Source organism: Streptomyces sp. NPDC102441, from assembly GCF_044765585.1.
GTDB lineage: Bacteria > Actinomycetota > Actinomycetes > Streptomycetales > Streptomycetaceae > Streptomyces.
This window is the reverse complement of sequence record NZ_JBIWKH010000012.1, coordinates 1-11,609: the sequence shown is the minus strand read 5'-3', so window position 1 is coordinate 11,609 and position 11,609 is coordinate 1. Positions and strand designations below refer to the sequence as shown.

9 protein-coding genes are annotated in these 11,609 nt (G+C 70.6%); 2 read left to right on the top strand and 7 right to left on the bottom strand.

Features of this window, described 5'->3' with window-relative positions; translation table 11 throughout:
- The 4 genes from ACIREO_RS25330 to ACIREO_RS25315 form a co-directional block, all read right to left on the bottom strand.
- Entirely contained in the window at nucleotides 1-1,080 is a 1,080-nt protein-coding gene (locus ACIREO_RS25330) for an ABC transporter ATP-binding protein (RefSeq protein ID WP_404114097.1), read from the bottom strand.
- The gene (locus ACIREO_RS25325) at nucleotides 1,077-1,898 is read right to left on the bottom strand and encodes an ABC transporter permease (RefSeq protein ID WP_404114551.1); all 822 of its coding nucleotides are present in this window, start codon (nucleotides 1,896-1,898) and stop codon (nucleotides 1,077-1,079) included. Before ACIREO_RS25325 ends, ACIREO_RS25330 begins: the two co-directional genes overlap by 4 nt.
- Before the next feature lie 65 nt (nucleotides 1,899-1,963).
- Nucleotides 1,964-2,917: an ABC transporter permease gene (locus ACIREO_RS25320; RefSeq protein WP_404114095.1), complete on the bottom strand. Its 954-nt coding sequence runs from the start codon at nucleotides 2,915-2,917 to the stop codon at nucleotides 1,964-1,966.
- Entirely contained in the window at nucleotides 2,914-4,419 is a 1,506-nt protein-coding gene (locus tag ACIREO_RS25315) for an ABC transporter substrate-binding protein (RefSeq protein WP_404114093.1), read from the bottom strand. The genes ACIREO_RS25320 and ACIREO_RS25315 overlap by 4 nt, the downstream gene beginning before the upstream one ends.
- Before the next feature lie 519 nt (nucleotides 4,420-4,938).
- Between ACIREO_RS25315 and ACIREO_RS25310 the strand changes: the two genes are divergently transcribed.
- Nucleotides 4,939-6,003 carry a biotin/lipoate A/B protein ligase family protein gene (locus ACIREO_RS25310; protein WP_404114091.1) on the top strand — a complete coding sequence of 355 codons (1,065 nt, stop codon included), beginning with the start codon at nucleotides 4,939-4,941 and terminating at the stop codon, nucleotides 6,001-6,003.
- Between the two features lie 97 nt (nucleotides 6,004-6,100).
- Here the strand turns inward: ACIREO_RS25310 and ACIREO_RS25305 are convergent, their stop codons facing one another.
- The 3 genes from ACIREO_RS25305 to ACIREO_RS25295 all read right to left on the bottom strand — a co-directional run bounded on the left by ACIREO_RS25305 (nucleotide 6,101) and on the right by ACIREO_RS25295 (nucleotide 10,481).
- Nucleotides 6,101-8,323 (bottom strand): NADP-dependent isocitrate dehydrogenase, encoded by a 2,223-nt coding sequence (locus ACIREO_RS25305; protein ID WP_404114089.1) that lies wholly within the window; start codon nucleotides 8,321-8,323, stop codon nucleotides 6,101-6,103.
- Between the two features lie 99 nt (nucleotides 8,324-8,422).
- Nucleotides 8,423-9,913 carry an amidase gene (locus ACIREO_RS25300; protein WP_404114088.1) on the bottom strand — a complete coding sequence of 497 codons (1,491 nt, stop codon included), beginning with the start codon at nucleotides 9,911-9,913 and terminating at the stop codon, nucleotides 8,423-8,425.
- A 208-nt stretch (nucleotides 9,914-10,121) separates the two neighbouring features.
- Entirely contained in the window at nucleotides 10,122-10,481 is a 360-nt protein-coding gene (locus ACIREO_RS25295) for a hypothetical protein (RefSeq protein WP_404114086.1), read from the bottom strand.
- 392 nt (nucleotides 10,482-10,873) lie between these two features.
- Here ACIREO_RS25295 and ACIREO_RS25290 point away from each other — a divergent pair, with 392 nt between their 5' ends.
- Nucleotides 10,874-11,458: a histidine phosphatase family protein gene (locus tag ACIREO_RS25290; protein ID WP_404114084.1), complete on the top strand. Its 585-nt coding sequence runs from the start codon at nucleotides 10,874-10,876 to the stop codon at nucleotides 11,456-11,458.
- Nucleotides 11,459-11,609 lie beyond the last annotated feature (151 nt).

The window sequence follows — 11,609 nt, the reverse complement described above, 5'->3', positions numbered from 1 at the left end:
TCACTTTCCGGCCTCCTGTGGCTCGGTGCTGGTACCGGGACCGGTCCCGGGTTCGGTCTCCGTGTACGGGTGCCAGCAGGCGGCCCGGTGCGGGGCGTCCGCTCCGGCCTCCCGGTCGACGGCCCGGAGACCGGGGCGGCTGCCCGTGCAGGTGTCGTCGGCGCGGGAGCAGCGAGGCGCGAACGTACAGGCGTCGGGCTGGCTGTCCAGGCTCGGGACAAGCCCGGGGATCTCGGGCAGCCGCCGCTTGCCCTCGCCGCCGGGACGCAGCACGGCGCCGAGCAGTCCACGGGTGTACGGGTGCCGGCCGGAGGCGAACAGATCGTGGACCGGGGCCTGTTCGACCGCCCGCCCGGCGTACATCACGAGTACCCGGTCGGCGGCGTCGGCGACGACACCGAGGTCGTGGGTGACCAGGACGATGGCGGTGCCGAGGCGTTCGCGCAGGGACTGGAGGACTTCGAGGATCCCCGCCTGCACCGTGACGTCCAGGGCGGTCGTCGGTTCGTCGGCGATGAGGACGGCCGGGTCGCAGGCCACCGCGATGGCGATCATGACGCGCTGCCGCATGCCGCCGGAGAGCTGATGGGGGTACTCGTCGATCCGGCGGACCGGCGCCGGGATCCCGACGAGTTCGAGGAGTTCCACGGCGCGTGCCTTGGCTTCCTTACGGCTCATACCCTGGTGCCTGCGCAGCACCTCGCCGATCTGCCGGCCGATGGTGAGGACCGGGTTCAGTGAGGTCATCGGCTCCTGGAAGATCATCGCGATGTCCTTGCCGCGGACCCGCTGGAGCTCCTTCTCCGACGCGCCGACCAGCTCGCGCCCTCCGAGCCTGATCGAGCCGCCGACATGGGCGGTCGGCGGGAGCAGGCCCATGGCCGCCATCGAGGTGACGGACTTGCCACAGCCCGACTCCCCCACCACGGCGAGGACCTCGCCGGGCGCCAGGTCGTAGGAGACACCGTCGACGGCGTGCACGGTGCGTGTGTCGGACCGGAAGGAGACCGAGAGGTCGCGCACGCTCAGTGCGGGCTCGGCCGCCGCCCCCCGTGCGGGTTCGAGAACGGTCTCGGTCATCGGGTCGCTCCTCGCGGGTCCAGGACGTCACGCAGCCCGTCGCCGAGCAGGTTGAAGGCCAGCGTCGCCGCGACGATCGCGAGGCCGGGGAAGACGGCCAGCCAGGGTGCGGGCGCCAGGAAGGACTGGGCGCCGGAGAGCATCACACCGAGAGAGGGGTCGGGCGGCTGTACGCCGAGGCCGAGGAAGCTCAGCAGTGCCTCGCCGATGATCGCGGCGGGGATGCCGACGGTCGCCTGGACGATCAGGGCGGAGGTGGCGTTGGGGAGGATGTGCCGGAAGAGGACGGTGCCGTCGCCGCCTCCGTTGGCGACGGCCGCGGCGACGTAGTCGACGTGCTTGAGCCGCAGCGTCTCGGCCCGGGTGATCCGGATGACGGCGGGGATCTGCGAGATGCCGATGGCGATGGTCGCGTTGGTGAGCGACGGGCCGAGGATCGCGGCGAGCCCGACGGCGAGCACCAGGAACGGGAACGCCAGCATGGTGTCGGTGAGGCGGGACACCGCGGTGTCGGCGAACCGGCCGTAGTACCCGGCGAGCAGCCCCAGCGGTACGCCGACGAGGAAGGCCAGCACGACGGCGACGAGGCCGACCTGCATGGACGCGCGGGCGCCGTGCACGATGCGGGAGAGCTGGTCGCGGCCGAGGTCGTCCGTACCGAGCCAGTGCGCGGCGCCGGGCTCGGCCAGGACGTTCCCGAAGTCCGGCTGCGAAGGGTCGTACGGGGCGAGGAGCGGGGCGAACAGGGCGGCCAGGACGAAGACGGCGACGATGATCCCGCCGGTGAGCGCGAGCCTGTTCCTGCGCAGGGCACGCAGCTTGCCGCCGCCGGACTTCCGCCTGCTCGCCTCGGGTGGGGTGGGGAGCGCTGTGGTCGCGGTGGTCACCGGGCACCTCCGAGCCGGATGCGCGGGTCGATGACCGAATAGACCACGTCGACCAGCAGGTTGATGAGGATGTACGCGGCGGAGGTGCAGAGCACCACGGCCTGGAGTGTCGCGTAGTCGCGGGTGAAGACGGCGTCGATGGTGAGCTTGCCGAATCCGGGGAGGACGAAGATCTGCTCGGTGACGACGGCGCCGGATATCAGGTGCCCGAGCTGGAGGCCGAGCACGGTCACCACCGTGACCAGCGAGTTGCGCAGGGCGTGCCCGCCGACGACGGAGCCCCGGGACAGGCCCTTGGCGCGGGCGGTCCGCACGTAGTCGGCGGAGAGCGAGTCGAGCATCGCGGCCCGGGTCTGCCGCATCACGACGGCGGCGAGGCCGGATCCGAGCACGATCGCGGGCAGCACCATGCGGCGCAGGTTGTCGACGGGGTCGGTACCGAAGGGCACGTAGCCGGAGGCCGCGAACACCGGGACGGCGATGGCGAATCCGAGGACGAGCACGATGCCGAGCCAGAAGGTCGGGATGGAGAGGCCTATCAGCGCGATGGCGTTGGCGAGCCACTCCTCCGGCTTCCCGCGCCGCACGGCGGCGACGACTCCGGCGCCGATGCCGACCACGATCGCCAGGAGCAGGGAGAGCGCTGCCAGTTCCAGCGTGACGGGCAGGGCCTGCGCGATCGCGTCGGCGACGGGGAGGCCGGTACGGGATGAGGTGCCCAGGTCACCCGTCAGGGCGTGACCGATGAACCGTCCGTACTGGATGACGACGTTGTCGTTCAGGCCGTAGCTCTCGCGGATGGCCGCGAGAGCCTCCGGGCTGCGTTCCTCACCGGCGAGCGCGAGCGCGGGATCGCCGGGCAGGGCCCGGATTCCGGCGAAGACGACGACGCTGACGAGGAAGAGGGTGATGAGGGACTGACGCAACCGTGTCAGCAGGTATTTCGTCATCGGGTGTACCCCGCGTTCTTGACCCGGACCAGTCCGTCGCCGTAGACGTGGATGCCCGCGATGTCCTTGCCGGCGACGACGTAGTTCTTCTGCCGGTAGAGGTAGATCAGGGCGTGGGCGTCCTGGACGCGCCGGGTGAGCTCGTCGTAGATCTCGGTGCGCCGTGCGGGGTCCGCGACGCTGCGGCCCTCGGCGATCAGCCTGTCGATCTCCGGGTCGCCGAGACCGTAGGCGTTCATGGCGCCCGCGGTCTTGAGGAAGTTGGAGACGTTGCCGTCCGGGTCGAGCCGGCCGGACCAGCCGCTGGTGAAGACGTCGTAGTCACCGGCGTCGGTCTCGGCGAGCATGGTGGCGTACTCGGTGGGGCGCAGCGACAGGTCGAAGCCCGCCTCCTTGACCATGGCCTGGAGGACCTGTCCGACGCGCCCCTGCTCCGGGGTGGTGGACGTCTTCAGCTCGATCTTCACCGGGGTCTTCACCCCGGCCTCCTTCAGCAGCTCCTTCGCCCGGCCGACGTCGCGCTTCGGACACTTCTCCGGCGCGACGCCGGGGGCGATGGCGGACTGCGGTGAGACGGGGCCGCAGGCGGGCTCGTACATGCCCTGGAAGACGACCTTGTTGAGCAGGTCGCGGTCGATGGCCAGCTCGAAGGCCTCCCGGACTCGGACGTCCCGGGCGACCGGGGTGTCGATCTTCCCGGGCTTCTGTCCGAGGCCCTTCACGTTGCCGACGTTGAGTCCGATGCCCTGGTATCCGAGCGAGGGCGAGTTGAACAGCTGGAGCTTCGGCTCGGTGAGGGCGCTCTGTACGTCGACGGGGGCCATCTGGTCGCCGACCTGGAGGTCGCCGGAGCGCAGGTTGGCGAGCCTGACGTTGCCGTCGGGTATCGGCTTGTAGAGCACGCCGTCCAGGTGGACCTGGCCGGCGTCGTAGTAGTTCGGGTCCTTCTCCAGCACGATCCGGTCGCCGCCGGTGCGCTCGACGAAACGGAAGGGGCCGACGCAGGAGGGGTGGTTGGTGAAGTTCTTCCCGTACTTCTTCAGTGCGGTGGGTGACATCACCATCCCGGCACGGTCGGCGAGCACGCCGGTCAGCGGGACGTAGGGGTGGTCGAGTGTCAGCCGGACCGTGAGCGGCCCGGAGGCCTCGGCCTCGGTGACCGGAGCCAGTTCGGTGGAGCGCGCGGATCCGGGCAGATCGCGGTGGCGCAGCAGCGAGGTGACGACCGCTTCGGCGTCGAGCCGGGTCCCGTCGCTGAACTTCAGCCCGGGCCGCACCTTGACGGTGACCGTCCGGCCGTCGGCCGAGGTGGTGGGTAGCGACGCGGCGAGCTGCGGCACGAAGGCGCCATCCTCGTCGATGTCGTAGAGCTTCTCGCACATGCCCGCGAAGACCGTGCGGCCCACGAGGGTCTGCGCGAGGGTGGGGTCCAGTTTGTCCGGGTCCGAGTTGAGGGCGACGGTGAGTGTCCCGCCGTCGCGTACGGACCGGTCATCGGTCATGCGCACACCACCGACTTCGGTCGCCGAGGACTGCAACGACGCGCAGCCCGAGGTGAGGGACACCAACGCAACCGCCACCAGGGCAACCGCTTTTCGGCGCACGGGGGCCTACCTCCCGCCAGGGGTGATCAAGGAATATCGCAGACCGTATTTCGCATACAGTCCGCAAGGCAAGGCCTCTGCTCACATAGCGGACGGGTTTTACCTGACAATCGGATAACGGAGCGCGGGCGGCCACCCCGACACGACCGCTCACCTGCGGGTCCCGGGGTGGCGGCGGCCCCGCCACCGCCTCAGGTTCGTATACGGATGCCCGGAACCTGTCGCTCCGCACCCGACGGCGACCTGGACCTTGACATAGGGAGGCGCCGCCATGACTACGGACCGGAGCCACCGCGCGTTGCGGCGCCTTCCTGCCCCTCTTTCCCGCAGCCTCTTTACCGATGGCCACTCGCGGGGAAGACAACGAGCCTCACGAGCGCTGACGTCAAAGCGATTCAACTCATCGGAGGACCGGCAATGCACGGCGAATACAAGGTTCCTGGCGGCAAACTCGTGGTGGTCGACCTGAATAACCAGGGCGGCGTACTGCGCGACGTACGAGTCGCGGGAGACTTCTTCCTGGAGCCGGACGAGGCGATCACCGCGATCGACGAAGCCCTGGAAGGCGCCCCCGCCGACACCGACGCCTCGGGTCTGGCCGCCCGCATCGAAGCGGTGCTCCCCGAGGGCACCGTGATGTACGGGATCACCGCCGAGGGCGTCGCGGTGGCGGTCCGGCGCGCACTCGCGCAGGCCACCGACTGGACCGACTACGACTGGCAACTCATCCACGAGGGACCGCAGTCACCCGCGCTGCACATGGCCCTCGACGAGGTGCTCACCGCCGAGGTCGCCGCCGGGCACCGGCCCCCGACGCTGCGCGTCTGGGAGTGGGGCGCCCCGGCCGTCATCATCGGCAGCTTCCAGTCCCTCCGCAACGAGGTCGACGCCGAGGGCGCGGCGCGCCACGGGGTGACGGTCGTACGCCGCATCTCGGGCGGAGGAGCCATGTTCGTGGAGACCGGGAACACCATTACGTATTCCCTCTCGGTCCCCGCCTCCCTGGTCTCGGGACTTTCGTTCGCCGACTCCTACGCTTATCTCGACGAATGGGTTCTCGACGCGCTCGGCGACATGGGAATCAAGGCGTGGTACCAGCCTCTCAACGACATCGCGACGGACGTGGGGAAAATCGCCGGCGCCGCCCAGAAGCGCATGGTCGGCCCGGACGGCGGGCCGGGCGCGATCCTCCACCACGTCACCATGTCCTACGACATCGACGCCGACAAGATGCTGGAGGTCCTCCGCATCGGCAAGGAGAAGATGTCCGACAAAGGCACCAAGTCGGCCAAGAAGCGGGTCGATCCGCTGCGCCGTCAGACCGGCCTGCCCCGGGAAACGGTCATCGACCGCATGGTGCGGTCCTTCCACGACCGCTACGGACTCACTCCGGGCGGCGTCACCCGCGAGGAGCTGGCCCGCGCGGAGGAGCTGGCCGCCACGAAGTTCAGCAGCGCGGAGTGGACGGCGCGGGTGCCGTAGGCGCCCTTCGGTTCCGGGCCGGTCCCGTAACGCACACGTCCGCCCCGGCAGGTGGGTACCTGCCGGGGCGGACGTCGTTCAGCGCGGTGCGCGGGGATCAGCCCAGGGTCGCGATGGCCTTGTTGAAGGTGGCCGACGGACGCATGACGGCCTCCGCCTTCGCGGGGTCGGGCTGGTAGTAGCCACCGATGTCGGCCGGCTTGCCCTGGACGGCGGCAAGCTCGCCGATGATGGTCTGCTCCTGCTCGGACAGTGTCCTGGCGAGCGGTCCGAACGCCTCGGCGAGCGCGGCGTCGTCGGTCTGCTTCGCCAGCTCCTCGGCCCAGTAGAGCGCCAGGTAGAAGTGGCTGCCGCGGTTGTCGATGCCACCGATCTTGCGGCTCGGGGACTTGTCCTCGTTGAGGAAGGTGCCCGTGGCCCGGTCCAGGGTGTCGGCGAGCGCCTTGGCGCGCGCGTTGTCCGTGGTGGTGGCGAGGTGCTCGAAGCTGACCGCGAGGGCGAGGAACTCACCCAGGCTGTCCCAGCGCAGGTAGTCCTCCTTGACCAGCTGCTGGACGTGCTTGGGCGCGGAGCCGCCGGCACCCGTCTCGAACAGTCCGCCGCCGTTCATGAGCGGGACGACGGAGAGCATCTTCGCGCTGGTGCCCAGCTCGAGGATGGGGAACAGGTCGGTGAGGTAGTCACGCAGCACGTTGCCGGTGACCGAGATGGTGTCCTCGCCGCGGCGGATGCGCTCCAGGGAGAAGGCCGTGGCCTCCTCCGGCGTCCGGATGGAGATGTCCAGGCCGTCGGTGTCGTGGTCGGCCAGGTAGGTGTTGACCTTGGCGATGAGGTTGGCGTCGTGCGCGCGGCCCTCGTCGAGCCAGAACACGGCCGGGTTGCCGGTCGCGCGGGCGCGGGTGACGGCGAGCTTGACCCAGTCCTGGATCGGGAGGTCCTTGGTCTGGCACATCCGGAAGATGTCGCCGGCGCCGACGGCCTGCTCCAGGACGACGTCACCCTTGCTGTCGACGACCCGCACCGTGCCGGTGGCGGGGACCTCGAACGTCTTGTCGTGGCTGCCGTACTCCTCGGCCTTCTGCGCCATCAGACCGACGTTGGGTACGGAGCCCATGGTCGACGGGTCGAAGGCGCCGTTGGCGCGGCAGTCGTCGAGGACCACCTGGTAGACGCCCGCGTAGCTGCTGTCGGGCAGGACCGCGATGGTGTCGGCCTCGTTGCCGTCCGGGCCCCACATGTGGCCGGACGTACGGATCATCGCGGGCATGGACGCGTCGACGATGACGTCGCTCGGCACATGGAGGTTGGTGATGCCCTTGTCGGAGTCGACCATCGCCAGGGCAGGGCCCTCGGCGAGCTCGGCCTCGAAGGACGCGTTGATCTCGGCACCGACGTGCGGCACGGAGTCGAGGCCCTTGAGGATGCCGCCGAGGCCGTCGTTCGGGGTCAGGCCGGCCGCCGCGAGCACGTCGCCGTACTTGGCGAAGGTGTTCGGGAAGAAGGCGCGGACCGCGTGGCCGAAGATGATCGGGTCGGAGACCTTCATCATCGTGGCCTTGAGGTGCACGGAGAACAGCACGTCCTCGGCCTTGGCGCGCGCGATCTGCGCGGTGAAGAACTCACGCAGCGCGGCGACGCGCAGCACGGCCGCGTCCACGATCTCGCCCGCCAGGACCGGGACGGACTCGCGCAGCACCGTGGTGGTGCCGTCGTCGCCCGCGAGCTCGATACGCAGCGAGCCGGCCTCGGAGATGACGGCGGACTTCTCGGTCGAGCGGAAGTCGTCGACACCCATGGTGGCGACGTTCGTCTTCGAGTCGGCGGACCAGGCGCCCATGCGGTGCGGGTGCGCCTTGGCGTAGTTCTTGACCGACGCGGGGGCGCGGCGGTCGGAGTTGCCCTCACGCAGGACGGGGTTCACCGCACTGCCCTTGACCTTGTCGTACCGCGCGCGGACGTCCTTGTCCTCGTCGGTCCGCGGGTCGTCCGGGTAGTCCGGAAGCGCGTAGCCCTGCTCCTGGAGCTCTGCGATCGCGGCCTTCAGCTGCGGGATCGAGGCCGAGATGTTGGGCAGCTTGATGATGTTCGCGCCGGGAGTCCTGGCCAGCTCGCCGAGCTCGGCGAGCGCGTCATCGATACGCTGATCGGCCTTGAGACGCTCCGGGAAGCCGGCGATGATCCGCCCCGCCAGGGAGATGTCGCGGCGCTCCACCGTGACACCCGCGGTCGAGGCGTACGCCTCGATGACAGGCAGGAACGAGTACGTCGCCAGGGCAGGGGCCTCGTCGGTGTGCGTATAGATGATGGTCGAGTCAGTCACCGGGTGCTCCGCTCCACGTCTGCAACATTGCTTGACATCAAGATATCTCGTGACCGGTCCCCTCTCCACAGTGGCCCGCGCCCAGTCCGGCGGAACCGGTCACTCCGTCCCGGCGCGGTGCTGTGCGCCTGGGGCCGGCGGGCGGTGTTCGTACCAGCGCCGGTCGGCCTCCAGCTGGGCGGCGAGCGAGATGAGACGGGCCTCGCTGCGGGAGGGGCCGAGGAGCTGTGCGCCGAGAGGGAGGCCGTCGCGGGTGAAGCCGGCGGGAACGCTGACACCGGGCCAGCCGAGGACGTTCCAGGGCCAGGCGTAAGGGCAGGCCGAGGTCATCGCGAGGTCGGTGCGCCAGGCGCTGAGCTGGTCGAACGCACCGATCCTGGGTGGCGGGGCGGCGGTGGTCGGCGTCAGCAGCACGTCGTATCCGTGTCCACCGCGCGCCGTGTCGAAGAAGGCGCCGATCCTGGCGTGCTGGCGCACCTCCCGCGCGCGGGCGGCCCGCACGATCCGGCCGCCGAGACGGGTCCCCGTACGCAGGGCACTCCGTGTACGCGGATCCAGGAGTCCCGGCTCGGGGTGCAGCGCGGCGAGCTCGGCGATCCCGGCGGTGGCCCTCGGGACGAAGGAGAGGCCGATCAGTCCGTAGCTGGGGCGGGCCTCCTCGACCTGGTGGCCGAGGAGTGCGAGCGCTTCGGCGAGCGCGGTGACGGCGCGCAGTACCTCCGGGTGCGGTGCGTTACGGGTGAGGGTGAGCGGAGGCCGCAGGGCGAGGCCGATGCGCAGCCTTCCCGGGTCGCGGCGGGCCGCGGCGGACGCGTCGACAGCGGGCGGGCGGTGCGGGTCCCGGGGGTGCGGTCCCGCCGCGGCGTCCAGGAGGAGAGCGGCGTCCGCGACCGTACGGGCGAGGGGGCCGTTGACCGTGAGGCCCTGGAAGGCGTCGGTGTGGGGGTGGACGGAGATCCGGCCCCGCTGCGGTTTGATGCCGACGAGGTGGGTCCAGGCCGCGGGGATACGGATGGAGCCCGCACCGTCCGAACCGAGTGCGGCGGGGACGAGCCCGGCGGCGACGGCCGCCGCGGAACCGCCGGACGAACCGCCGGGCGTGTGCGCGGGGCTCCACGGATTGCGGGTGACGCCGAAGGCCGGCCCCTCCGTGAAGGCCCACTGTCCCAGCTCGCAGGAGTTGGTCTTGCCGACGACGACGGCCCCGGCGGCCCTGAGCCTGCGGACGGCCTCGCTGTCGGCGGTGGCCGGCGGCAGTGCGCCGTCGCAGCCGAAGTAGGTCGGCAGGCCCGCGACGTCGGTGTCGTCCTTGACCGCGACCGGAACCCCCAGCAGCGGGAGCCGCTCCCCCGCCGCGAGCCGCCGGTCGGCCTCGGCGGCCTCGGCGAGCGCGGCCTCGGTACGCAGCTGGCGGAAGGCGTTGAGGGTGTGCCGGCTCGCCTCGATGCGTGCGAGCGCCGCGGCGACCAGCACGGACGAGGTCGTCCGGCCCTCGGCCAGTTCCCGGGCGCAGTCGGTGAGTCCGGGCAGCACGGGCGGCTCCACCCGCCCGGCCGGCCCGGTCCGCTCCGTGGGGTCTGCTGAGGACATCGCCACCGCCTCCTCGCGTCCGCCCGCCACCTGCCCCCGGTCCGCCCGGAGTCCGCACGAGCGGTCTACTGGAGAGTAACGAGGCGGGAACGCCCGCTCAAGCACGCCGCACAAGGATCGGAACCCGCCTCCCCTCACCGGCGGGAACGTCCACGCGAACGCCCTGCGCACGGGGGCCTGCGGGAGACGGGCGTCCGGCGGCCGGGTGTTACGGCCGCACGTGGATCTCGCCGATCCCCGAACCGAGGCCGGCGCAGTGGGCGGTCGACTGCCCGGACTCGCCCGGCCTCAGGGTGACGTGCTCACCGTCCACGTCGGGCGACCAGCCGCAGACCAGGTGCACCCAGAAGGTCTGCGTGGCCGAGCCGTTGTTCCTGCAGAGCGCGTACCCGGTGTAGTCGTCGATCGCGTGCTTGCCGGTGTCGCACGACAGTCCGGGCGGGATGGCGGCAGTGGGTGCGACGGCCGTCGCGGCGGTGGCCGGCACGGCGAGCGCGACGGCCAGACCGGTGACGGCAGCACACTGCGCGAGCGTGCGGACGATGTTCCCCTTGAGCGGATTGTTCATGTCTCCGTCGCTTTGAGTATCAGTAGATCTCAGCCATTCCGGCGTTTCTGCCGGAATGGTCCGTAACGGTGTCACCAGAGTGCGAGTTGCATTCTGATCCAATCTCCGTCACCACATCGGCGACCTTGCAGCCCCGGGCCGTTGCGCCCCGCCCGGCCGACTTCGGGGCGGGCTCCGTCACAAGCCACGTACCCGACGGTGTCTGGACGACCGGAACCGGCATACGGCCCTCCTTCGCCCACGTCCACGCGGTCTGGTAGTGCACACCATTACGTGCTGCCCACTCAGAAAGCTTCACAGCATCAGGGTATTCACAGAGAATGCCGCATATCTACCGAAAAAAATAGGAACAGTCGTTTACCCCATCACCCCTGCCTCGGAGGAGTCACCACGTGACCAGCCGCGTCACCTTCGTCTCGCCCGCGACGAGTTCGTCGCTACGCCAGGCCCGCTTCGACGACGGCGCCTCGATCGACGCCGGCGCGGCGGCGCAGGCGCACGCCGCGGCGGGAACCCTGCCATCCCCGGCGCGGGTGGTCATCTCGCCCACTGCGCGCTGCCGGGAGACGGCGGCCGCGCTCGGTCTCCGCGGAGCGGAGACGGCCCGGTTGTCGGGGCTGGACGTGGGGCGGTGGCGGGGCCTGAGCCTCGCCGAGGTCGGCGCGGCGGAACCGGAGGAGGTGGACCGCTGGCTCGCCGATCCCGCGTCCGCACCCCACGGTGGTGAGTCGGTCGAGGACCTGCGCGTGCGGGTGGCGCTCTGGCTGGCGGAGGCCGCCGAGGGCCGCACGCTCGCCGTCGTCGAGCCGGAAGTCGTACGGGCCGCTGTGACACACGTGCTTCAGATGCCGGCAGCGGCCTTCTGGCGGCTCGACGTACCGCCGCTGACGGCCACCACGATCAGTGGGCGCAGCGGCCGGTGGAACCTACGGCTCGGGCACCCGCTGGGCTCGGCCGCGGCCGAGCCGGAGGACTGAGCCAGGATGCTCCGCGTCCGCACCGCCTGAGAAACGCGAGAGGGCCCACGAAGGGTGGCGGTTTCTAGCGATCGTTGCAACACGTGGTCGGTTGTCTAGGCCGCGAGGAGTTTAGCCAGACGCTCGGCTGGGGTTTCCCAGCCGAGCGTTT

Coding starts and splice junctions, on each gene's coding strand:
- ACIREO_RS25315 (WP_404114093.1), bottom strand. CDS start 4,419: ATGACCGATGACCGGTCCGTACGCGACGGCGGGACACTCACCGTCGCC.
- ACIREO_RS25320 (WP_404114095.1), bottom strand. CDS start 2,917: ATGACGAAATACCTGCTGACACGGTTGCGTCAGTCCCTCATCACCCTC.
- ACIREO_RS25330 (WP_404114097.1), bottom strand. CDS start 1,080: ATGACCGAGACCGTTCTCGAACCCGCACGGGGGGCGGCGGCCGAGCCC.
- ACIREO_RS25310 (WP_404114091.1), top strand. CDS start 4,939: ATGCACGGCGAATACAAGGTTCCTGGCGGCAAACTCGTGGTGGTCGAC.
- ACIREO_RS25295 (WP_404114086.1), bottom strand. CDS start 10,481: ATGAACAATCCGCTCAAGGGGAACATCGTCCGCACGCTCGCGCAGTGT.
- ACIREO_RS25300 (WP_404114088.1), bottom strand. CDS start 9,913: ATGTCCTCAGCAGACCCCACGGAGCGGACCGGGCCGGCCGGGCGGGTG.